Source organism: Mycobacterium sp. TY815, from assembly GCF_030755135.1.
Taxonomy (GTDB): domain Bacteria; phylum Actinomycetota; class Actinomycetes; order Mycobacteriales; family Mycobacteriaceae; genus Mycobacterium.
In genome coordinates, this window is the sequence record NZ_JAUFRX010000001.1 from 1453428 (window position 1) to 1480112 (window position 26685).

Sequence of the window (26685 nt, forward strand, 5' to 3'; positions counted from 1 at the left end):
TCACTTTAGTGTCACTCTGAGCTGTTCGCCGAATGTTTTGAGCACGTCCCTTTGCAGCATTTCGTGATGATCGCAGTCCACAGGGCATTCGCTGATGTCGCCAGAAATGTATGGCCGCCAGCTTTGAACAAGCGACGAACCGTTCGGAGGCCGGCGGGCCGAGAAGATAACGACATCACCATCGAACATTTCCGGCGTATGCTCCAAAAGGAGACGCACGCCGACGTTCATGTTATTTACGATGATTTCCACGAGCTGTCTCGGTGGGAGAATAATGTCGGCCGTGGCATGTTGGCGAACCAACTCCTCGGCCTCTTGGTAAGTGAGCGTTCTGGACCCTTGTCCGTAGTCGAGGCCTTCAATCTCGATGCCGGCCGCCGTCAACATCATCTTGAGGGCATCGCTTTCCGACGCGAGATCTGGCACCTCTTGAACGTCACTCGGATCGTCGAGGTTAGCGTCGAAAATGATCAGACGCCCGACTACGCAGCCCCGTCGGCGCAGCTCAACGGCGAGCTGATGCGCGATGACGCCGCCAAGAGAGTAACCGAGAATGTTGTAGGGGCCGTCGGGGTGAACCGCCTGGAGCGTGTCGGCATATTTCTCGGCCATTTCCCGTATTGAACTGGGTCCATATCCCCCAGGTTGCGCTGCTTGTTGGATTCCAATGATCGGGCAGTCCAGATACGGACCCAGGTTTCGGTACGGCCAGGCGATACCTCCTAGAGGATGAATACAGAACAGCGGAACCCCTGCGCCATCCTTGAATATCTCGAAAGGAACAACCTCGACCGAACTATGCGGTGAGTCCAGCTCTCGGCTCAGGGCTTCAACCGTGGGAGCTTCAAACAAGGCGCGGACCGCTAGATCGGCGCCCAAGGTCTTGTTGATCGTCGCGATCACCCGTATCGCCAGCAGCGAATCCCCGCCGAGTTCGAAAAATGAATCGTCGACCCCGACGCGCTGCAAGCCCAGCACGCGGGCGTAGATGTCGGCCAGGATCTCTTCGGTGGCGGTGGCGGGGGCGCGATACTGGCCTGCGCCTTGGTATTCGGGGGTGGGCAGGGCGCGGGTGTCGAGTTTGCCGTTGGGTGTCAGTGGTAGCGCGTCGAGCACCACCACGGCCGCCGGCACCATGTATGCCGGCAGCCGCTCGGCCAGCGTGGCACGCAACGTCGTCGGGTCGGCGATCCCGGTGACGTATCCGATCAGGCGTTTGTCGCCGGGGTGGTCCTCGCGGGCGATGACGACGGCCTGCTCCACCTCGTCCAGGGCGGCCAGGGCGGCGCGGACTTCGCCGAGTTCGATGCGGTAGCCGCGGATCTTGACTTGCTCATCGGCGCGCCCGTGATATTCCAGCTGTCCGTCCGGGCGCCAGCACACCAGATCCCCGGTGCGATACATGCGCGCCCCTGGCCCGCCGAACGGGCACGCCACAAACCGTGACGCCGTCAACTTGCGGCGGCGCCAATAGCCGACCCCGACTCCGGCGCCGGCGACATACAACTCCCCGACCACCCCGGCCGGCACCGGGCGCAACCACTCGTCCAGGACGAACAGCGCCGCCCCTGGTACCGGGGAACCGATCGGCGGCACCCCGGTCCCCGCGGTCAACGGGGCACTCCGGGACGCATACACGGTGGTCTCGGTCGGACCGTAGGCATTGATCATCACCCGCCCGGTCGCCCAGCGGTCTACTAGCTCCGCCGGGCAGGCCTCGGCGCCGATCAGCAACGCCGCCGACCCCAAACCGTCAGGGGAAAGCGCCGCCACCTCCGAAGGAGTCTGGGTTACGACGCTGACCTGTTCGGCGACCAGCAGGGAGTGCAAGTCCTCCGGTGAGCCGGCCAGTTCCTCGGGTATCACCACCAGCCGACCACCGTGGAGCAGTGCGGCCCAGATCTCCCACACCGAGAAGTCGAAGGCATACGAGTGCCACTGCGTCCACACCCCCGCCGCCGGCAGGTGTGCATGCTGCGACGCCAGCAGTTGGGTGAGGTTGTGGTGGGTGATGGCGACGGCTTTGGGTGTGCCCGTGGTGCCTGAGGTGTAGATCAGATATGCGATGTCGTCCGGTTCCGGCGGCGGCAATGCCGTCTCCGGATTGTCCTCGAGAGGGGCCTCGACATCAGCGATATCGAGGACGGTGAGGTCGTGGCTGTCGAGTCGGGGGGAGAGCGCGGTGGTGGTGAGCACGGCGGTTGGGGTGGTGTCGGTGAGCATGAAGTGGATCCGGGCATCGGGCAGGCTCGGATCAATAGGCAGGTAGGCCGCACCGGTTTTGAGGACCGCCAGGATCGCGATGATCGCCTCGGCTGAGCGCGACATCAGCAGCGCCACATACTGTCCCGGGCGCGCGCCGTGGCCGGCCAGCAGGTGCGCCACCCGGTTCGCCGCCTCCTCGAGTTCGCGGTAGGTCATCGAGCGGCCCTGGCAGGTGACCGCGACCGAATCGGGGGTGCGTTGGGCTTGCGCGGTGAACAGCGCCGGGATCGAGGCCGGGGTGGGTGCGGGGTGGGTCAGCACGGCGCGGTGGCCGAGCTGATCGAGCCGGGTGTGCTCGTCATCATCGAGCAGATCGATCGCCGACAGCCGCGCGGTGGGATCGGCGGTGATCGCGGTCAACACCCGCCGTAGGCGCTGGATCAGCGTGTCGATGCTGGTGGTGTCGTAGACGTCGGTGCGGAATTCGACCATGCCGCCGATCCCGGCGGGCTCCCCGGCTTCGCTCCATCGTTCGGCCAGGGAGAACACCAAATCCATGCGGGCGGTGTGGGTGTCGACCGGCAGCGGGGTGACCTGCAGATCCCCCAGGGGCAGCCCGGCAAGGGTATTGGTGGGCCCGGCGAGGTTCTGCCAGGCCAGCATCACCTGGATCAGCGGGTGATGAGCCAGGCTGCGGGCCGGGTTGAGCCGGTCGACGAGCAGTTCGAAGGGCACGTCCTGGTTGTCGTAGGCGGCCAGGCTGCGGGCCCGGACCCGGGCCAGCAACTCCGCCACGCGGGGGTCACCGCTGACATCCACGCGCAGTACCAGGGTGTTGACGAAAAACCCGACCAGCTCCTCGAGGGCCGGGTCGCGGCGCCCGGCGATCGGGAACCCCACCGCCACATCCGAACTGCCGCTCAGGGTGCCCAGCAGCACCGCCAACCCGGCCTGCACCACCATGAAACTGGTCGCATTGTGCTCGCGCGCCAGGTGCGCCACCTGCTGCTGCAACTCAGGCGGCCAGTCCACCGCCACGCTGGCGCCGCAGTAATCGGCCACCGCCGGATACGGCCGATCGGTGGGCAACACCAGCCGCTCCGGCAGCCCGGCCAGGGTCTGCTGCCAGTAGGCCAGCTGGGTGGCGATGCGGCTGCCGGGGTCATCCAGGTCACCGAACTGGGCGCGCTGCCACAGCGTGTAATCGGCGTACTGCACCGCCAGCGGCGCCCAGCCCGGGGCTTGTCCCGCGCACCGGGCGCCATAGGCCAGCCCCAAATCGCGCACCAGCACCGGAATCGACAGGCCGTCGGCGGCAATGTGGTGGGCCACGGCCACCAACACATGCTCGTCCCCGCCGAGACGGAAAAGCTGGGCCCGCAACGGGATCTCGGCCGCCAGATCGAAACGGTGAGCCGCCACCGCGCCGATAGCCGCAGCCAACCGCTCCGCTGGCCAGCTCCCCGCGTCGACGACCTGCCAGCCGAAGTCGGCCGCTTCCGGCGCCATCACCTGCTGCTGGGGTGTTCCGTGGGGTGCCGGGAACCGTGTGCGCAGGCTTTCCTGCCGGGCCACCACATCGGCCAGCGCCGCACCCAACGCATCGACATCAAGGCACCCGACCAGCCGCACCGCGACCGGCAGGTTGTAGACCGGCGAGGGCCCCTGCAGCTGCGCCAAGAACCACAACCGGTTTTGGGCGAACGACAACGGCACCACCGCCGGGCGCTCGGTAGCCACCAGCGGCGCCAATCCGCCCCCACCCGAGCCGATGCGGGCCGCCAACCCCGCGACCGTGGGAGTTTCAAAGACCGCACGCACCCCCAGATCGGTGTTCAAGGCCTTGTTGACCGCGACGATCAGCCGCATCGCCGACAGCGAATCCCCACCCAGGACCGTGAACGAGTCATCAACCCCGACCCGCTCGAGCCCGAGTACCCGGGCGTAGATGCCGGCCAGGATCTCCTCGGTGGGGGTGGCGGGGGCGCGGTAACGGTCGCTGTCTTGGTATTCGGGGGCGGGCAGGGCGTGGGTGTCGAGTTTGCCGCTCGGTGTCAGCGGCAGCGCGTCAAGTGTCACCACCGCCGCCGGCACCATATAGGCGGGCAGCTGCTCGGCCAGCGCGGCGCGGATTGCGGACGGGTCCGCGGTGCCGGTGACATAGCCGACCAGGCGCTTATCCCCCGGGCAGTCCTCACGGGCGATCACCACTGCGCTCTGCACCCCATCCAGCCCGGACAGCGCGGCCCGGACTTCGCCGCATTCGATGCGGTAGCCGCGGATTTTCACCTGCTCATCAGCGCGACCCACGTACTGCAGCTGCCCGTCAGGACGCCAACACACCAGATCCCCAGTGCGATACATGCGTATGCCCGGCGCCCCGAATGGGCACGCCACAAACCGCGACCCCGTGAGGACAGAACGACGCCAATATCCGACCCCCACCCCCGCACCGGCCACATACAACTCCCCGACCACCCCTACCGGCACCGGACGCAACCAGCCATCCAGCACAAACACCGCCACCCCCGAAATCGGGGCACCGATCGGCGGCGGCCCCGACCCCACACTCAGCGGCGCACTGCGGGTGGCACACACCGTGGTCTCCGTCGGGCCGTAGGCATTGACCAGCACCCGCCCCGGCGCCCACCGCTCCACCAACTCCGGCGGGCACGCCTCACCAGCCACCAACAACGCCGTGGACCCCAACCCCTGCGGGTCCAGCGCCGCCACCGCCGAGGGGGTCTGACTGAGCACATCGACCTGCTCCGCGACCAGTAAGGTCTGCATTTCCTGCGGCGAGCGGCCCACCTGCTCAGGCACCACCACCAACCGACCCCCGCGCAGCAGCGCACCCCAGATCTCTTCCACCGACGCGTCGAAACTCAACGAATGCCCCTGCGCCCACACCCGCCCCGACCCCAAACCCGCACCCTCAAGAGAGCCGATGAAACCGACCACATTGCGATGGGTGATCGCCACAGCCTTGGGCACCCCGGAACTGCCCGAGGTGTAAATCAGATACGCGACATCCTCAGCAGCCGGGCACGGCAAAGCGGTGTGCGGGCAGCCGTCGATGCGGGGATCGGCGACATCGATCACGGCCAGGTCCAACCCCGCCAGCCGCTCAGCCAACCCGGCGGTGGTGAGCGCGGCGACCGGCGCAGCATCGGCGAGCATCAACTCGACACGGGCGTCGGGCAGCGCCGGGTCGATGGGCAGGTAGGCGGCCCCGGTCTTCAGCACCGCCAGCATCGCCACCACCGCCCGCGCAGAGCGCTCCACCAGCAGCGCCACCACATCCCCCGGCCCCACACCCCCGTCAAACAACAAGTGCGCCAACCGGTTAGCCGCCTCATCCACCTCCCGGTAAGTCAGGCCGCGACCCTGGAAGCTGAGCGCAACCGCATCGGGCGCGCGTTCTGCTTGCTCGCCGAACAACGCCGGGATCGACACGGGCGGGACTGCGGGTTTCGTCAGCACCGCCCGGTTGCCGAGTTGATCGAGGCGGGTGCGCTCGGCCTCATCCAGCACATCGATCGAAGACAACCGGGCAGTGGGGTCAGCGGTCATCGCCATCAGCACGCGGTGAAAGCGTTCAACCAGCATCACGATGCTGGCCGTGTCGAACACGTCGGTGCGAAACTCCACCACCCCACCGATCCCGGCGGGCTCCCCGGTCTCATCCCAGCGTTCATCGAGGAAGAAATCCAGGTCCATGCGGGCGGCGCCGGCCTCGACCTTCATCGGCGTGATCTCGACCTCGTCCCACCCCGACGTGCCGAACTGTCCGGGGAGGTTTTGCCAGGACAACACGACTTGGACGAGGGGGTGATGGGTCAACGAGCGAGTGGGATTGAGCCGCTCGACGAGCACTTCGAAAGGCACGTCTTGGTGCTCAAAGGCGGCCAGGCTGCGCTGGCGCACCTGGGCCAACACGTCGGCAACGGTGGGGTCGCCGCTGAGATCGACGCGCAGGATCAGGGTGTTGATGAAAAATCCGACCAGCTCATCGAGGGCGGGGTCGCGGCGTCCGGCGATCGGGAACCCCACAGCGACATCGGTGCTGGCGCTAAGGGTCGCCAGTAGCACCGCCAACCCGGCCTGCATCACCATGAAACTGGTCGCGTTGTGTTCCCGGCCCAGGCGACGAACTTGCCGTTGCAGCTCGGACGGCCAGTTGACTTCCACACTGGCCCCGCGGTAGTCGGCCACCGGCGGATAGGGCCTATCGGTAGGCAACGCCAGGCGCTCAGGCATCCCGGCCAAAGCCTGTTCCCAGTATCCCAACTGAGCGGCGATGCGGCTACCAGGATCGTCCAGATCACCAAGCTGCGCGCGCTGCCACAACGTGTAATCGACGTACTGCACCGCCAACGGCGCCCAACCCGGAGCCTGCCCGGCACACCGGGCGACATAGGCGGCACTCAGATCGCGCAGCAACGGGGAGATCGACCAGCCATCAGCAGCAACATGGTGGACCACCACCACCAACACGTACTCATCCTCGGCAAGCCGGAAAAGCCGCGCCCGCAACGGAACCTGCGTCGCCAGATCGAACTGGTGACCCACCACCGAGGCGATAGCCTCACCCAGCAGTTCTCCAGACCAACCGACAGCATCGACAACCTGCCAGCCGAAATCAGCCGCTGCAGGCGCCATCACCTGCTGCTGCGGCATTCCCTCCGACGATGGGAACCGTGTGCGCAGACTCTCGTGACGGGCCACCACATCACCCAGCGCTGCGCCCAGCGCACCGTCCTCCACCCGGCCGCTCAGCCTTAACGCGACCGGGATGTTGTAGACCGGTGAAGGACCATGCAACTGCTCCAAGAACCACAACCGGGACTGGGCGAACGACAACGGGACCACCGCGGGCCGCTTCATCGCCACCAACGGCGCGAGCCGACGACCACCCTCGCCGATGCGGGTCGCCAACCCCGCCACTGTGGGCGCCTCGAACACTGCACGCACCGATAGACCGCCATCCACGCCGGTGTTGATCGCGGCGATCAGGCGCATCGCCGAAATGCTGTCCCCACCCAAATCGAAAAACGAATCGTCAACCCCGACCCGCTCCAAGCCCAGCACCTGGGCGTAGATGCCGGCCAGGATCTCCTCGACTGCGGTGGCCGGGGCGCGGTAACGGTGGGCGTCGGTGTAGTCGGGGGCGGGCAGGGCGTGGGTGTCGAGTTTGCCGTTGGGTGTCAACGGCAGCGCATCAAGGACAACGACCGCCGCCGGCACCATGTAGGCCGGCAGCTGCTCGGCCACCGCGGCTCGGATTGCGGCCGGATCCGCGGTGCCAGTGACATAGCCGACCAGGCGCTTATCCCCGGGGCGGTCCTCGCGGGCGATCACCACCGCGCTCTGCACCCCATCCAGGCCAGCCAGGGCGGCCCGCACCTCACCCAACTCGATGCGGTAGCCGCGGATCTTGACCTGCTCATCGGCGCGCCCGAGATAATCCAACTGCCCGTCAGAGCGCCAGCGGACCAGATCCCCGGTGCGATACATGCGCATGCCCGGCGCCCCGAACGGGCACGCCACAAACCGCGACGCCGTCAACCCGGCCCGACGCCAATACCCGACCCCCACCCCCGCACCGGCCACATACAACTCCCCGACCACCCCTACCGGCACCGGACGCAACCAGCCATCCAGCACAAACACCGCCACCCCCGAAATCGGGGCACCGATCGGCGGCGTCCCCGACCCCACACTCAGCGGCGCACTGCGCGTGGCACACACCGTGGTCTCCGTCGGGCCGTAAGCATTGACCAGCACCCGCCCCGGCGCCCACCGCTCCACCACCTCGGCCGGGCACGCCTCACCAGCCACCAACAACGCCGTCGACCCCAACCCCGCAGGGTCCAACGCCGCCACCGCCGAGGGGGTCTGACTGAGCACATCGACCTGCTCCGCGACCAGTAAGGTCTGCATTTCCTGCGGCGAGCGGCCCACCTGCTCAGGCACCACCACCAACCGACCCCCGCGCAGCAGCGCACCCCAGATCTCTTCCACCGACGCGTCGAAACTCAACGAATGCCCCTGCGCCCACACCCGCCCCGACCCCAAACCCGCACCCTCAAGAGAGCCGATGAAACCGACCACATTGCGATGGGTGACCGCCACAGCCTTCGGCACCCCGGAACTGCCCGAGGTGTAGAGCAGATACGCGACATCCTCAGCAGCCGGCCACGGCAAAGCGGTGTGCGGGCAGCCGTCGATGCGGGGATCAGCGACATCGATGACGGCCAGGTCCAACCCCGCCAGCCGCTCAGCCAACCCAGCGGTGGTGAGCACGGCCACCGGCGCAGCATCGGCGAGCATCAACTCGACACGGGCGTCGGGCAGCGCCGGGTCGATCGGCACGTAGGCCGCGCCGGTCTTGAGGACAGCCAGCATCGCCACCACCGCCCGCGCTGAGCGCTCCACCAGCAGCGCCACCACATCCCCCGGCCCCACACCCCGCTCACACAGCAAGCGCCCCAACCGATTAGCCGCCTGCTCCAACTCTTGATACGACATGCAGCGGTCCTCGAAGGACACCGCCACCGCGTCCGGCGTCCGCGCCACCTGCGCGGCAAACGCCGCCGGAATCGACACCAGCGCCGGCGCCGGCTGGGTCAACACCGCCCGATTGCCCCACCCATCCAGCCGGGCATGCTCGGCTTCGTCGAGGAGATCGATCGAGGACAGCCGTGCAGTCGAGTCGGCGGTGATCGCGACCAGTACCCGCTCCAAACGCTCGATCAGCGTTTCGATGCTTTCGGCGTCGAACACATCGGTGCGAAACTCCACCGCCCCACCAATCCCAGCGGGCTCCCCGGTCGGGGTCCAGCGTTCGGCCAGGGAGAACACCACGTCCATGCGGGCGGTGTGGGTGTCGACCGGCAGCGGGGTGACCTGCAGATCTCCCAACGCCGATTCGGCGGGGTGGCTGGTGGGGCCGGCGAGGTTCTGCCAGGCCAGCATCACCTGGATCAGCGGGTGATGAGCCAGGCTGCGGGCCAGGTTGAGCCGGTCGACGAGCAGCTCGAAGGGGACGTCCTGGTGTTCAAAGGCGGCCAGACTGCGGGCCCGGACCCGGGCCAGCAACTCCGCCACGGTGGGATCACCGCCCACGTCGACGCGCAGTACCAGAGTGTTGACGAAAAACCCGACCAACTCCTCGAGGGCCGGGTCGCGGCGCCCGGCGATCGGGAACCCGACCGCGACATCGGTGCTGGCGCTCAGGGTGGCCAGCAGCACCGCCAACCCGGCCTGCACCACCATGAAACTGGTCGCGTTGTGCTCGCGCGCCAGGTGCGCCACCTGCTGCTGCAACTCAGCCGGCCAGTCCACCGCCACGCTGGCACCGCGGTAATCCGCCACCGCCGGATACGGCCGGTCGGTGGGCAGCGTCAGGCGCTCAGGCAGCCCGGCCAGGGTCTGCTGCCAGTAGGCCAGTTGGGTGGCGATGCGGCTGCCGGGGTCATCCAGGTCACCAAGCTGCGCGCGCTGCCACAGCGTGTAATCGGCGTACTGCACCGGCAAAGGCGCCCAGCCCGGGGCGCGGCCCGCGCACCGGGCGGCATAGGCGGTGCTGAGGTCGTGTAGCAGCGGGGAGATCGACAAGCCATCTGCGGCGATATGGTGCACCGCCACCGCCAACACGTGCTCATCCTCGGCAATCCGGAAAAGCATTGCCCGCAAAGGGATCTCGGCCGCCAAGTCAAACGCGTGGCCCGCCACCGCGCCGATGGCCGCCGCCAAGCGTTCCGCCGACCAGCCGGCAGCATCGACGACCTGCCAACCGCATTCGGCCCGCTCGGCGGGAATGATCAGCTGACGCGGAATCCCCTCGACCGCGGGGAATTGTGTGCGCAGGCTTTCCTGGCGGTCCACCACATCGGCCAGCGCGGCACCGAGGGCCTCGGCATCCACCGGGCCGTTCAGCCGCACCGCCACCGGCAGGTTGTAGACCGGAGAAGGCCCCTGCAGCTGCGCCAAGAACCACAACCGGTTTTGGGCGAACGACAACGGCACCACCGCCGGGCGCTCGGTAGCCACCAGCGGCGCCAATCCAGCGCCACCCTCGCCGATGCGGGCCGCCAGCCCCGCGACCGTGGGCGCCTCGAACACCGTGCGCACCGACACGCCGCCATCCAGGCCGGTGTTGATCGCGGCCACCAGGCGCATCGCCGACAGCGAATCCCCACCCAGGTCGAAAAACGAGTCATCAACCCCAACCCGGCCCAGGCCCAGCAATTGGGCGTAGATGCCGGCCAGGATCTCCTCGACCGCAGTGGCCGGAGCGCGGTACCGATCGCCATCGGCATAGTCAGGGGCGGGCAAGGCGCGGACGTCGAGTTTGCCGTTGACCGTCAACGGCAGCGACTCAAGCACCACCACCACCGGCACCATGAAGGCGGGCAGCCGCTCAGCCAACACCGCCCGCACTCCGGCCGGCTCCACCGCACCGGTGACATAACCCACCAGGCGCTGATCCCCGGGGCGGTCCTCACGGGCCACCACCACCGCCTGCCCCACCCCAGCCACACCAGCCAGCGCCGCGCGCACCTCACCCAACTCGATCCGGTACCCGCGGATCTTCACCTGCTCATCAGCACGCCCGGCATGCCGCAACTGCCCATCCGCGCCCCACCACACCAAATCCCCACTGCGATACATCCGGGCCCCCGGCACCCCGAACGGGCACGCCACAAACCGCGACGCCGTGAGCCCAGACCGCCGCCAATACCCGAGCCCCACCCCGGCACCGGCCACATACAACTCCCCGACCACCCCCACCGGCACCGGCCTCAACCAGCCATCCAGCACAAACAACGCCGCCCCCGCCACCGGCGACCCGATCGGCGGCACCCCCGACCCCGCCACCAACGGGGCACTCCTGGCCGCCCACACCGTGACCTCGGTCGGACCGCAGGCGTTGATCATCACCCGCCCCGGCGCCCACCGATCCACCAACTCCGGCGGACACGCCTCCCCACCCACCAACAACGCCACCGACCCCAACCCCTCAGGGCAGAGCATCCCCAGCGCCGACGGGGTCTGACTCACCACGCTGACCCCTTCAGCGACCACCAAGGCCTGGAACTCAACCGGTGAGCGGGCCACCTCCTCAGGCACCACCACCAACCGCCCACCGCCCAGCAGCGCACCCCAGATCTCCTGCACCGAAACGTCGAACACCAGCGAATGCCACTGCGTCCACACCCCCGCACGCCCGACGTCAGCGTGCAACGACTCCAGCAATCGGGTCACATTGTGGTGAGTGATCGCCACACCCTTGGGCACTCCCGTGGTGCCCGAGGTGTAAATCAGATACGCCACATCCTCAGCGGCCGGGACCGGCAAGGCCGCGCTGGATTGAACAACCACAGCCGGGTCCTCGACATCGATCACGGCCACGTCCCAGCCGGTCATCCGGTCGGCCAACCCGGTGGCCGTGAGCACGGCGATCGGGGCCGCATCGGCGAGCATGAACCCGATCCGCGCCTGCGGGTTCGCCGGATCAATGGCCAGGTAAGCCGCACCCGTCTTAAGCACCGCCAAAATCGCGACCACCGCCTCGATCGAGCGCTCCATCAGCAGCGCCACGTACCGTCCGGGGCCAGCGCCGTGGCCGGCGAGCAGGTGCGCCAACCGGTTAGCCGCCTCATCCAGCTCTCGGTAGGTCATCGAGCGGCCTTCGCAGGTCACCGCCACCGCATCGGGCGTGCGTTGGGCTTGCGCGGTGAACAGCGCCGGGATCGACGCCGGGGTGGGTGCGGGGTGGGTCAGCACCGCCCGATTGCCCAGCCGGTCCAGACGGATGTGCTCGATCTCCTCCAGCAGATCGATCGAGGACAGCCGTGCGGTGGGATCGGCGGTCATCGCGCTCAGCACCCGGTAGAGGCGTGCGATCAGTGCCTCGATGCTGGCGACGTCGAACACGTCGGTGCGGAATTCGACCATGCCGGCGATCCCGGCGGGCTCCCCGGCTTCGCTCCATCGTTCGGCCAGGGAGAACGTCAGGTCCATGCGGGCGGTGTGGGTGTCGACCGGCACCCGGCTGATCGCCAGTTCACCCAGGGCCAACCCGGCGTCGGGGTCGAAGTTTTGTCCGGCGATGTTTTGCCAGGCCAGCATCACCTGGATCAGGGGGTGATGGGCCAGGGACCGGGTCGGGTTGAGCCGCTCCACCAGCAGCTCGAAGGGCACGTCCTGGTTGTCGTAGGCGGCCAGGCTGCGGGCCCGGACCCGGGCCAGCAACTCCGCCACGGTGGGGTCACCGCCCACGTCGACGCGCAGTACCAGGGTGTTGACGAAAAACCCGACCAACTCATCGAGGGCCGGGTCGCGGCGCCCGGCGATCGGGAACCCGACCGCGACATCGGTGCTGGCGCTCAGGGTGGCCAGCAGCACGGCCAACCCGGCTTGGATGACCATGAAACTGGTCGCGTTCTGTTCCCGGGCCAGGTGGGCCACCTGTTGTTGCAGCTCGGTCGGCCAGTCCACCGTTAGGCTGGCGCCGCGGTAGTCGGCCACCGCCGGATACGGCCGGTCGGTGGGCAGCGTCAGGCGCTCAGGCAGCCCGGCCAGGGTCTGCTGCCAGTAGGCCAGTTGGGTGGCGATGCGGCTGCCGGGGTCATCCAGGTCACCAAGCTGGGCGCGCTGCCACAGCGTGTAATCGGCGTACTGCACCGCCAGCGGCGCCCACCCCGGGGCGCGGCCCGCGCACCGGGCGGCATAGGCGGTGCTGAGGTCGTGTAGCAGCGGGGAGATCGACAAGCCATCTGCGGCGATATGGTGCACCGCCACCGCCAACACGTGCTCATCCTCGGCAATCCGGAAAAGCATTGCCCGCAAAGGGATCTCGGCCGCCAAGTCAAACGCGTGGCCCGCCACCGCGCCGATGGCCGCCGCCAAGCGTTCCGCCGACCAGCCGGCAGCATCGACGACCTGCCAACCGCATTCGGCCCGCTCGGCGGGAATGATCAGCTGACGCGGAATCCCCTCGACCGCGGGGAATCGTGTACGCAGGCTTTCCTGACGGGCCACGACGTCGGCCAGCGCCGCACCGAGGGCCTCGGCATCCACCGGGCCGCTCAGCCGCACCGCCACCGGCAGGTTGTAGACCGGTGAAGGCCCCTGCAACTGCGCCAAGAACCACAACCGCTGCTGGGCGAACGACAACGGCACCACCGCCGGGCGCTCGGTGGCCACCAGCGGCGCCAATCCAGCGCCACCCTCGCCGATCCGGGCCGCCAGCCCCGCGACCGTGGGCGCCTCGAACACCGTGCGCACCGACACGCCGCCATCCAGGCCAGTGTTGATCGCGGCCACCAGGCGCATCGCCGACAGCGAATCCCCACCCAGGTCGAAAAACGAGTCATCAACCCCAACCCGGCCCAGACCCAGGACATGGGCGTAGATGCCGGCCAGGATCTCCTCGACCGCAGTGGCCGGAGCGCGGTACCGATCGCCATCGGCATAGTCAGGGGCGGGCAAGGCGCGGACGTCGAGCTTGCCGTTGACCGTCAACGGCAGCGACTCAAGCACCACCACCATCGGCACCATGTAGGCGGGCAGCCGCTGGGCCAGCACCGCCCGCACTCCGGCCGACTCCACCGCACCGGTGACATAACCCACCAGGCGCCTATCCCCCGGCCGGTCCTCCCGGGCCACCACCACCGCCTGCCCCACCCCAGCCACACCAGCCAGCGCCGCGCGCACCTCACCCAACTCGATCCGATACCCGCGGATCTTGACCTGCTCATCAGCACGCCCGGCATGGCGCAGCTGCCCATCCGCGCCCCACCACACCAAATCCCCACTGCGATACATCCGGGCCCCCGGCACCCCAAACGGGCACGCCACAAACCGCGACGCCGTGAGCCCAGACCGCCGCCAATACCCAACCCCCACCCCCGCACCGGCCACATACAACTCCCCCACCACCCCCACCGGCACCGGCCGCAACCAGCCATCCAGCACAAACAACGCCGCCCCCGCCACCGGAAAACCGATCGGCGGCACCCCCGACCCCGCCACCAACGGGGCACTCCTGGCCGCCCACACCGTGACCTCGGTCGGACCGCAGGCGTTGATCATCACCCGCCCCGGCGCCCACCGATCCACCAACTCCGGCGGGCACGCCTCCCCGCCCACCAACAACGCCACCGACCCCAACCCCTCAGGGCAGAGCATCCCCAGCGCCGACGGGGTCTGACTCACCACGCTGACCCCTTCAGCGACCACCAAAGCCTGGAACTCAACCGGTGAGCGGGCCACCTCCTCAGGCACCACCACCAACCGCCCACCGCCCAGCAGCGCGCCCCAGATCTCCTGCACCGAAACGTCGAACACCAGCGAGTGCCACTGCGTCCACACCCCCGCACGCCCGACGTCAGCGTGCAACGACTCCAGCAGTCGGGTCACATTGTGGTGAGTGATCGCCACGCCTTTAGGCACCCCAGTGGTCCCCGAGGTGTAGATGAGGTAGGCGACATCGTCAGGGCTCGGTACGTGTAGGGCGGCGTTGGGTTGGGTGTGCACGGCGGGGGCGTTGATGTCGATGACCGGCAGGTCGCGCGTGTCGAGGCGGTGGGCCAGTGCGGTAGTGGTAATCGCGGCGATCGGGGCGACATCGGCGAGCATGAACCCGATCCGGGCGTCGGGCAGGTTCGGGTCGATGGGCAGGTAGGCCGCGCCGGTCTTAAGCACCGCCAAAATCGCGACGATCGCCTCGGTCGACCGCGGCATCAGCAGCGCCACGTACCGTCCGGGGCGCCCGCCATGACCGGCCAACAGGCGCGCCAACCGGTTCGCCGCATCATCCAACTCGCGGTAGGTCATCGAACGGCCTTCACAAGTCACCGCCACCGCATCGGGCGTGCGTTCGACCTGCGCGGCAAACAGCGCCGGGATCGACGCCCGGGTGGGTGCGGGGTGGGTCAGCACCGCCCGATTGCCCAGCCGGTCCAGACGGATGTGCTCGATCTCCTCGAGCAGATCGATCGACGACAGCCGTGCAGTGCAATCGGCGGTCATCGCGCTCAACACCCGGTAGAGGCGTGCGATCAGTGCCTCGATGCTGGCGGCGTCGAACACATCGGTGCGGAACTCCACCATGCCGCCGATCCCGGCGGGCTCACCGGCTTCGCTCCATCGTTCGGTCAGCGAAACCGTCAGGTCCATGCGGGCGGTGTGAATGTCGACCGGCACCCGGCTGATCGCCAGTTCACCCAGGGCCAACCCGGCGTCGGGGTCGAAGTTTTGTCCGGCGAAGTTTTGCCAGGCCAGCATCACCTGGATCAGCGGATGATGAGCCAGGGACCTGGCCGGATGCAGTCGCTCCACCAGCAGCTCAAAGGGCACGTCCTGGTGTTCAAAGGCGGCCAGACTGCGGGCCCGGACCCGGGCCAGCAACTCCGCCACGGTGGGATTACCGCCCACGTCGACGCGCAGCACCAGCGTGTTGACGAAAAACCCGACCAACTCCTCGAGGGCCGGATCGCGGCGACCGGCGATCGGAAACCCCACCGCCACATCCACACTGCCGCTCAGGGCGCCCAACAGCACCGCCAACCCGGCCTGCACCACCATGAAACTGGTCGCATTGTGCTCGCGCGCCACCCGCGCCACCTGCTGCTGCAACTCAGCCGGCCAGTCCACCGCCACGCTGGCACCGCGGTAATCGGCCACCGCCGGATACGGCCGATCGGTGGGCAGCGCCAGGCGTTCGGGCATCCCGGCCAGGGCGTCCTCCCAGTAGGCCAACTCCGCCGCTATCCCACTGTCGGGGTCGGCCAGATTGCCGAACTGAGCCCGCTGCCACAACGTGTAATCGGCGTACTGCACCGGCAACGGCACCCAACCGGGGACTTGTCCCGCACAACGAGTGCTGTATGCGGTGCTCAGATCGCGTAGCAGCGGGGTCAGTGACCAACCGTCGGCGGCAATGTGGTGGACCACGGCCACCAGCACATGCTCGTCCCCGGCAATCCGGAAAAGCCTTACCTGCAAAGGGATCTCGGCCGCCAGATCGAAACGGTGAGCCGCCACCGCGCCAATGGCCGCGCCCAACCGGTCCGCCGGCCAACCGGCGGCATCAATGACCTGCCAATCACAGTCGGCCTGCTCGGCGGGGATGACCAGCTGGCACGGAACCCCGTCGGCCGCCGGGTAAAGCGTGCGCAGACTTTCCTGGCGGGCCACCACATCGGCTAGTGCCGCACCCAACGCCTGGGCATCCAGCCTTCCCCGCAGCCGCAGCGCGGCCGCCATGTTGTAGACCGGCGAAGGCCCGTGCAACTGGTCAAGGAACCACAACCGGGACTGCGCAAACGACAACGGCACCACCGAAGGCCGCTCCACCGCCACCAGCGGTGCCAGCCCGCCCCCACCCTCGCCGATCCGGGCTGCCAGCCCCGCGACCGTGGGCGCTTCGAAGACCGTGCGCACCGACAGGCCGGCGTCCAATGCGGTGTTGATCGCGGCGACCAGGCGCATCGCCGACAATGAATCCCCGCCCAGGTCGAAGAACGAGTCGTCGACCCCGACCCGCGCCACACCCAAAACGTGGGCGTAGATCCCAGCCAGGATCTCCTCGGTGGGCGTGGCCGGGGCGCGGTAGCGATCGACATCCTGGTATTCGGGGGCAGGCAGGGCGCGCGTGTCGAGTTTGCCGTTCGCTGTCAGCGGCAGCGCCTCAAGCACCACCACCGCCGCCGGAACCATGTAGGCCGGCAGCCGCTCAGCCAGCGCGGCACGCGCCGCGGCCGGCTCCACCGGCCCGGTGACGTACCCCACCAGGCGCTTATCGCCGAGGCGGTCCTCGCGGGCGATGACGACCGCTTGATCCACCCCGGCCACACCGGCCAGCGCCGCGCGCACCTCACCCAACTCGATCCGATACCCGCGGATCTTGACCTGCTCATCGGCACGCCCCACATACCGCAACTGCCCATCAGCACCCCAACACACCAAATCCCCGGTCCGATACATGCGCCTCCCGGAACCCCCGAACGGGCACGCCACAAACCGCGACCCGGTCAACCCCGCCCGCCGCCAATACCCGACACCCACCCCCGCACCCGCCACATACAACTCCCCCACCACCCCCACCGGCACCGGCCGCAACCACCCATCCAGCACAAAAAACGCCGCCCCCGGGACGGGCGAGCCGATCGGCGGCACCCCCGAGCCCGCCACCAACGCCGGCGTGACCGACGCCCACATCGTCGTCTCCGTCGGACCGTAGGTGTTGACCACCACCCGCCCCGGCGCCCACCGATCCACCACCTCACCCGGACAGAACTCCGAACCCAACACCAACGCCACCGACCCCAACCCCTGCGGCGACAACCCCCCCACCGCAGACGGCGTCTGACTCAACACACTGACCCGCTCCGCGGCCAGCAAAGCGTGAAAATCCTGCGGTGACCGAGTCACCTCCTCGGGCACCACCACCAACCGCCCCCCACCCAACAACGCACCGAAGATCTCCCACACCGAGGCGTCAAAGGCATAGGAATGCCACTGCGACCACACCCCCGCCCGCTCCACATCCACCGGCACCGACCCCAACAACTGAGTCACATTGCGATGAGTCGTAGCCACCCCCTTAGGCACCCCCGTCGTGCCCGACGTGTAAATCAGGTAGGCGACATCGTCAGCGGCCGGGGCCGGTAGCCCCGTGCCCGGGTAGGTGCCGATGCGGGGATCTTCGACATCGATTACCAGCAGGCCGGACCCGTCCAGCCGCGACCGCAGGCCGGCCGAGGTGATCGCGGCCAGCGGGGCGGCATCGGCGAGCACAAACCCCACCCGCGCCGCCGGCCACCCCGGGTCAATCGGCAGGTAGGCAGCCCCCGATTTCAGCACCCCCACCATCGCCACGACCGCCTGCGCCGAACGCTCCACCAACAGCCCCACCACATCTCCCGGCCCCACACCCTGGTCACACAGCAAGTGCGCCAACCGGTTCGCCGCCTCATCCAACTCCCGGTAGGACAAACAGCCACCCCGGAAACTGACCGCCACCGCCTCCGGCGCCCGCGCCACCTGCGCAGCCAACAACCCCGGAATCGACACCGACCCAGGGCCCGGCACACTCAACACCGCCCGATTGCCCAGCCGGTCCAGGCGGATGTGCTCCTCCTCGTCGAGCAGATCGATCCCGGACAGCCGGGTGGTGGTATTGGCGGTCATCGCCACCAGCACTCGTCGGAGGCGTTCGACGAGGATTTCGATGCTTCCGGCGTTGAACACATCGGTGCGAAACTCGACCGTTCCGCCGATGCCGGCGGGCTCACCGGCCTCGGTGAAACGCTCGGCCAGCGAAAACGCCAAATCCATACGGGCGGCTTGGGTATCCACGGGCAGGGCGGTGATGTTCAGTCCTGCGAGGTTGAGTTCGGCGGCGGGCTGGTTGGTGAGGTCGCCGAAGTTCTGCCAAGCCAGCATCACCTGGATCAGCGGGTGATGGGTCAGACTTCGGGTGGGGTTGAGCCGCTCGACGAGGACCTCGAAGGGCACGTCTTGATTTTCGTAGGCGGCCAGGCTGCGCTGGCGCACTTGGGCCAGCAACTCGGCGACGGTGAGATCCGCGGCCAGATCAACACGAAGCACCAGGGTGTTGACGAAAAGCCCCACCAACCCGTCGAGCGCCTGATCGCCGCGCCCGGAGATCGGGAACCCGACCGCCACGTCGGTGCTGCCACTCAGTGACGCCAGCAGCACCGCTAACCCGGCCTGCACCACCATGAAACTGGTCGCATTGTGTTCCCGGGCCGCCCCGGCCACCTGTTGATGCAGTTCAGCCGGCCAGTCCACCTCGACGCTGGCGCCGCGATGGTCGGCCACCAGAGGATAGGGCCGATCGGTGGGCAGCTCCAGGCGTTCGGGCAGCTCGGCCAGGGCCTGCTCCCAGTACCCCAGCTGTGCGGCAATCGCGCTGTGGGGATCGGCGAGATCGCCCAATTGCGCCCGCTGCCACAGCGTGTAGTCGGCGTACTGCACCGGCAACGACGCCCAGGTCGGCGCCTGTCCAATACATCGGCTGGCATACGCCACCCCCAGATCACCCACCAGCGGCCTCAGCGATCCGCCGTCCGCGGCGATGTGGTGGACCACGGCCACCAGCACATGCTCGTCGTCGTTGATCCGGAAAAGCTCTGCGCGCAAAGGGATCTCGGTCGCAAGGTCGAACGCATAGCGTGTGGCTGCCTCGATGGCCGCTTCCAGCCGGCCCGCTGGCCAACCGGCGGCGTCGACGACATGCCAACCGAAATCCGCCCCTTCAGGCGACACCACCAACTGCTGGGGCACACCGCCAGGCGCCGGGTAAAGCGTGCGCAGGCTTTCATGACGCCCGAGCACATCGGCTAGTGCGGCACCCAGCGCCTGGGCATCCAGCCTTCCCCGCAGCCGCAGCGCGGCCGCCATGTTGTAGACAGGCGAGGGTCCCTGCAACTGTTCGAGGAACCACAGCCGCTGCTGGGCGAATGACAACGGCACCACGTCAGGGCGCACCGCGGCCACCAAGGGCTCACGCCGACCCGAACCCGCACTGACATGCCGCGCCAACTGGCCAACCGTGGGGGTTTCGAAGACCGTGCGCACCGACAGGCCGGCGTCCAATGCGGTGTTGATCGCGGCGACCAGGCGCATCGCCGACAATGAATCCCCGCCCAGGTCGAAAAACGAGTCATCCACCCCGACCCGCGCCACACCCAAAACATGGGCGTAGATCCCAGCCAGGATCTCCTCGGTCGGCGTGGCCGGGACGCGGTAACGATCGACATCCTGGTATTCGGGGGCAGGCAGGGCGCGCGTGTCGAGTTTGCCGTTCGCTGTCAGCGGCAGCGCCTCAAGCACCACCACCGCCGCCGGAACCATGTAGGCCGGCAGCCGCTCAGCCAGCGCGGCACGCACCGCGGCCGGCTCCACCGGCCCGGTGACGTACCCCACCAGGCGCCTGTGCCCGGGGCGGTCCTCGCGGGCGATGACGACCGCTTGATCCACCCCGGCCACACCGGCCAGCGCCGCGCGGACCTCACCCAACTCGATCCGATACCCGCGGATCTTGACCTGCTCATCGGCACGCCCCACATACCGCAACTGCCCATCAGCACCCCAACACACCAAATCCCCGGTCCGATACATGCGTCTCCCGGAACCCCCGAACGGGCACGCCACAAACCGCGACCCGGTCAACCCCGCCCGCCGCCAATACCCGGCACCCACCCCCGCACCCGCCACATACAACTCCCCCACCACCCCCACCGGCACCGGCCGCAACCACCCATCCAGCACAAAAAACGCCGCCCCCGGGACGGGCGAGCCGATCGGCGGCACCCCCGAGCCCGCCACCAACGCCGGCGTGACCGACGCCCACATCGTCGTCTCCGTCGGACCGTAGGTGTTGACCACCACCCGCCCCGGCGCCCACCGATCCACCACCTCACCCGGACAGAACTCCGAACCCAACACCAACGCCACCGACCCCAACCCCTGCGGCGACAACCCCCCCACCGCAGACGGCGTCTGACTCAACACACTGACCCGCTCCGCGGCCAGCAAAGCGTGAAAATCCTGCGGTGAACGAGTCACCTCCTCGGGCACCACCACCAACCGCCCCCCACCCAACAACGCACCGAAGATCTCCCACACCGAGGCGTCAAAGGCATAGGAATGCCACTGCGACCACACCCCCGCCCGCTCCACATCCACCGGCACCGACCCCAACAACTGAGTCACATTGCGATGAGTCGTAGCCACCCCCTTAGGCACCCCCGTCGTGCCCGACGTGTAAATCAAATACGCCACATCCTCAGGGGAAGGCCCCGACAAACCGATCCCCGCGCAGTCCCGGACGCGGGGATCGGCGATATCGATCACCGCCACGTCCGAGCCGGCCAGCCGATCAGCCAACCCCACGCTGGTCAGCACCGCCACCGGAGCAGCATCAGCAAGCACAAACCCCACCCGCGCCGCCGGCCACCCCACATCAATCGGCACATACGCCGCCCCAGACTTCAGCACCCCCACCATCGCCACGACCGCCTGCGCCGAACGCTCCACCAACAGCCCCACCACATCCCCCGGCCCCACACCCTGGTCACACAGCAAGTGCGCCAACCGGTTCGCCGCCTCATCCAACTCCCGGTAGGACAAACAGCCACCCCGGAAACTGACCGCCACCGCCTCCGGCGTCAACGCGACCTGGGCGGCGAACAACGCTGGAATCGACACCGCCGCCGACGCCGCCGACGCAGTCAGCACCGCCCGATTACCCCACCCATCCAGCCGGGCGTGCTCATCCACACCCAACAAATCAAGAGACGACACCCGCCGGGCCGGGTCAGCAGCCATCGCCACCAACACCCGCCCCAACCGCCCAACCAACGCCTCAACGCTCGCCGCATCGAAAACGTCGGTGTCGAATTCGACACGAAGGCCCAGCTCATTGCCCGGGGCGGTCAGCACGGTCAGCGGGTAGTGGTTGTGTTCGCGAATGGTGAAGTCAGCGACGGCCAACCCGTCGCTGCTCACCAATGCGCTGGTGTCGATCGGGAAGTTTTCGTAGACGAAGAATGTGTCGAAAAGTTGCTCGTGGCCGGTGATGCGGTGGATCTCGCTCAACGCCAGGTGCTGGTGCTCCACGGTGTGGGTGTGGGCGCGTTGCAGCTGATCGAGCAGGTCGGCGGTGGTGGTTGCCGGGGTGATGCGCCCCCGGACCGGCACCGTGTTGATGAACAGACCCACAATCGATTCCGCGCCGGGCACCTCATCGGGCCGCCCGGAGACTGCGGTGCCGAACGCGACATCGTGCCGGCCGGTCAGCTGGCACAACAGTTGCGCGAAGGCGCCCTGCAGCACGATGTTGACGGTGGTGTGGTGCGAGCGCGCCAGTTCGGTAATGGCCCGCGTGGTTTGCTCAGCCACCCGATGCGATGCCATGCCGCGCCGCCCCGGCCCCAACCGGCGTGGCGGACCCACCAAGGTGGGGGCCTCGAAGCCGGCGAAGACGTCGCCCCAGGCCGCGCGAGCGGCATCGAGGTCCTGATTGGCCAGCCAGGTGACAAAGCTGCGATACGACCCGGCCGCGGGTAGCCACTGGCCGTAATAACTGGCGAATAGTTCCCGCAGCAGGATCGGCATCGACCAGCCATCCATCACGATGTGGTGATTCGTGAAAACCAGCCGGTGCCGATCGGGTGCGGTGCGGATCAATGCCACCCGAAGTGCCGGGTGGTCGGCCAGATCGCAGACCGCGGCGCGTTCGGCGGCACACACCCGCTGGACCTGCTCGTCGATGTCGATGTCGGGGTTTCCGGTGTCCAGGTCGACGTAACGCCACGGCGCCTCGGGATCGGCCGGAATGATCTGCACCGGCTTGTCGAACTGTGCGCTGAATCGAGCGGCCAGGTTCGGATGGCGGTTCATCACCGTGTGCACCGCGTCGCGCAGTCGGTGGGGGTCTAGAGGACCGGTCACGGTGACGTCGAGCTGCACCGCGTACACGTCCTCGCCGGCCCGCGCAGTGTTCGCATGAAACAGCAACCCCTGCTGCAGCGGGGTCAACGGCAGAACGTCAGCTATCCGCATATTGCCGCTCAAGTTCGGCGATCTGCTGCTGGCTCAGCTGGGTAAGCGCGACATCCGACGGCGTCAACCCACCCCCACCACCGCGCACGTGCGCGCAGATACCGGTCAGAGCCTCAAACCACAACCGGCCCAACCGGCTCACCTTGGCGTGATCGATTGCCGATGGCGCCCACGTCCAGTTGGCGTGCAGCTGCGGGCCGGCGTCGGTCTCCACGGTGGCGGCGTTGAGCTCCACGGTGTGCGCCAACGCCATGGGTATGGCCGCGGCCGCGCCGATCGAGGATAGGCCCTCCAAACTGATGTGCCACAAGTCGTCGGAAAGGCCGGTCGGCGCGCCCAGCCGGCCCAGGTAGTTGAACCCGATCCGCGGGTCAGGACCGGCCAGCGCAACCTCGGCGTTCAGATAGCGCAACACCCCGTAGCTGAGGGGGTCGGGCAGGGCCCGCAGCTGCTCTTTGGCGTCCTTGACCACCGCCCCCAACGCAGCCTGCCCTGCGGTCACGTTCGCCCAGCCCAGCCCGCCGACGGCCAACGACACCGGGTATTTGGTAGTGAACCATCCCACCGTGCGTGACAGGTCCACATCGGGCGCTAATTCCTCGTGGCGCCCGTGTCCCTCGACGTCGATGCCGATCGGCGCGTCACCAGTACCCAAAAACTCCGCCAACGCCAAGCCGAACGCGATCAGCAAAATGTCTTGCACCCCGGCATGAAACGCCGCAGGAACCTCCCCGAGCAGCATCCGGGTGGTCTCGGCATCCAGCGACAAGGACAAATGCCCGGCGGTGGCAAAGGTATCCACCGCAGGTTGCACCGCCGGCAGTGCGGCCGGGGTCGAGGCGACCGGCCGCCACGCCTCGGCCTGGGCAACCACCACCGGTGTGCGTGCGTATACGGCCAGATGCGTCGCCCACCGGGCAAACGACGTTCCGCCTGCCGGCAGGACGATCGGCTGTCCGCTGTGGTGCTGGGCCCAGGCGATGTTGAGATCTTCGAGCAGGATGTGCCACGACACCGTGTCGACGGCCAGATGGTGAATGATCAGCGCCAGCTGACCACGGTCGGCCACCCACAGCGCGCTGAGCATCACCCCGGCCGCCGGGTCCAACCGCGACTGAGCCGTCACCAGCGCGGACTCGGACAAGGCGTCCACTGTGTGGAGGCACCGCTGCGCTTGCAGCGAGCCCGCCTCGGGCACCGTCAATGACCACTCGCTGGACCCGGCAACGCCCCAATTGTCGGCGCGCAGCCGCAACATGGCGTGGCGATCCAGCAAGGCCTGCAACACCACCACCACGTCGGTCTCGCTGACCCCATGGGGGGCCTGAACCACCATCGTCTGGTTGAACTGCTCCACCGGGCCCTGCATACCGCGCAGCCAACACATGATGGGGGTCGTCAACACCGGCCCAACGCCGTCATCCTCGGTACCCCGACCGTCGACGATCCCGGCCACGCGAGCCAGTCCCGCTACGGTCTGCTCCCCGAAAACATCCCGAGGCCTCAACGACAGGCCGGCATTGCGAGCCTGCGACACCACCTGCATGGACGAAATGCTGTCCCCGCCCAACTCAAAAAATGAGTCATCAACCCCAACCTGCTCGACTCCGAGGACCCGGGCGTAGATGCCGGCCAGGATCTCCTCGGTGGGGGTGGCCGGGGCGCGATACTGGCCTGCACCTTGGTATTCGGGGGCGGGCAGAGCGCGGGTGTCGAGCTTGCCGTGGGGTGTCAGCGGCAGGGCGTCGAGCACCACCACGGCGGAGGGCACCATGTAGGCCGGCAGCAGTTCGGCCAGCCCGGCGCGCAGCATGGCCGGCTCCCCCGTGCCGGTGACGTAGCCGACCAGGCGCTTGTGCCCGGGGTGGTCTTCGCGGGCGATGACGACGGCCTGCTGCACCTCATCCAGGGCGGCCAGGGCGGCGCGGACCTCCCCGAGTTCGATGCGGTAACCGCGGATTTTGACCTGCTCATCGGCGCGCCCGAGATAGTCCAGCTGCCCGTCCGGGCGCCAGCACACCAGATCCCCGGTGCGGTACATGCGCGCCCCCGGCCCCCCGAACGGACACGCCACAAACCGCGACCCGGTCAACCCCGCCCGACGCCAATACCCAACCCCCACCCCCGCACCAGCCACATACAACTCCCCGACCACCCCCACCGGCACCGGCCGCAACCACCCATCCAGCACAAACACCGCCGCACCCGAAATCGGGGCACCAATCGGCGGCGACCCCGACCCCACACTCAACGGCGCACTGCGCGTGGCACACACCGTCGTCTCCGTCGGGCCGTAAGCATTGACCAGCACCCGCCCCGGCGCCCACCGCTCCACCACCCCGGCCGGACACGCCTCACCAGCCACCAACAACGCCGTCGACCCCAACCCCGCAGGGTCCAACGCCGCCACCGCCGAGGGGGTCTGACTGAGCACATCGACCTGCTCCGCCACCAGCAGGTCGTGCAAGTCCGCCGGCGAGCGGCCCACCTCCTCAGGCACCACCACCAACCGACCCCCACCCAGCAGCGCGCCCCAAATCTCTTCCACCGACGCGTCGAAACTCAACGAATGCGACTGCGCCCACACCCGCCCCGCACCCTCATGGGAATCGACGAGTCCGACAACACTGCGATGGGTGACCGCCACAGCTTTAGGCACCCCGGAACTGCCCGAGGTGTAGAGCAGATACGCGACATCCTCCGCAGCTGGCCCGGGCAAGGCGGTGTGCGGGTAGCCGTCGATGCGGGGGTCCTCGACATCGATGACGGCCAGGTCCAACCCCGCCAGCCGATCAGCCAACCCAGCGGTGGTGAGCACGGCCACCGGCGCCGCATCGGCGAGCATGAACCCGATCCGCGCCGCCGGCAGCCCCGGATCAACCGGCAAGTACGCCGCCCCGGTCTTAAGCACCGCCAGCATCGCCACGACCGCGTCGGCCGACCGTGACACCAGCAGCGCCACCACATCCCCCGCTCCCACACCCCCGTCAAACAACAAATGCGCCAACCGGTTCGAGGCTTCCTCCAGCTCCCGGTACGTCAGGCCGCGACCCTGGCAGCTGACCGCCACCGCCTCCGGGGTGCGCGCACACTGCTCGGCGAACAACGCTGGAATCGACACCGCCGGGGCAAGCCAATGGGTCAACACCGCCCGGTGACCCCACCCATTCAGCCGGGCATGCTCAGACTCATCCAGCACATCGATCGACGACAACCGCCGAGCCGGGTCGGCGGCCATCGCCATCACCAGACTTTCCAGCTGTCTCGCCAACTCAGGGACGGTGAAGACCGACAATGGCCCGTGGCCTTCGGTGCTGAAGAAAAGCCGGCCGCCGGCCCTGGCAAAGACAAAGTTGAAACGCCCGGATACCGCACGGCTGCTGTACACCGCCGACACCGTCGCGTTGTGAAACGGCGCCGGAGTCGTGAATGGAATGAAATTGATCCACGCCCGGTTCTGCGGCTGCGCGGTAGCGCGAAGACCGGCCCGTCCCTCCAGAGCGTGCACCGGAAATCTCTGGTGATGTATCGCTTGCTGCAACCGTTGGTCGACGTGCTCCCAAAAGTCGGCAACGCTGAATTCCGGAGATGCCTGCAACACCAGCGGCACCCAGCCGGCGACCATTCCAGCAAACGTATGCGATTCCGGACTCACCCGCCTGCTGACCGGAAAGTCGATCACCATCTCCGAGCCGGCCGCGTACCAGCTATGAATCAGCAGGGCACACGCCGCGGTGATCAGCGCCTGTTGGCTGATGTCCGACCGGCCGGCCACCTCTTGGATGCGCGCCACGACCACGGGATCCAGTTGCACCGGCAGCGCAGGCGTCCACACCTGCTGGGAGGAAGCCGGTGGCAACGTCAATGACGAGGTGG

2 protein-coding genes (1 of these 2 cut by a window edge) are annotated in these 26685 nt (G+C 68.1%); both read right to left on the bottom strand.

All coding sequences use genetic code 11. The annotated features are described in order from the left end of the window. Positions 1 to 22809: a non-ribosomal peptide synthase/polyketide synthase gene (locus tag QXK92_RS06095; protein ID WP_306240771.1), complete on the bottom strand. Its 22809-nt coding sequence runs from the start codon at positions 22807 to 22809 to the stop codon at positions 1 to 3. Beyond that, a protein-coding gene (locus QXK92_RS06100; RefSeq protein WP_306240772.1) for a non-ribosomal peptide synthetase/type I polyketide synthase crosses the window boundary here: on the bottom strand, positions 22796 to 26685 show its 3' portion. Its footprint extends 8020 nt past the window's final position; the window shows 3890 of its 11910 coding nt (coding positions 8021-11910); the start codon falls outside the window, past its right edge — the gene reads right to left on this strand; the stop codon is at positions 22796 to 22798. The genes QXK92_RS06095 and QXK92_RS06100 overlap by 14 nt, the downstream gene beginning before the upstream one ends.

What these genes read in the sequence shown, in the direction of transcription:
- QXK92_RS06095 (WP_306240771.1), bottom strand. Translation starts at nt 22,809, where the DNA reads ATGCGGATAGCTGACGTTCTGCCGTTGACCCCGCTGCAGCAGGGGTTG.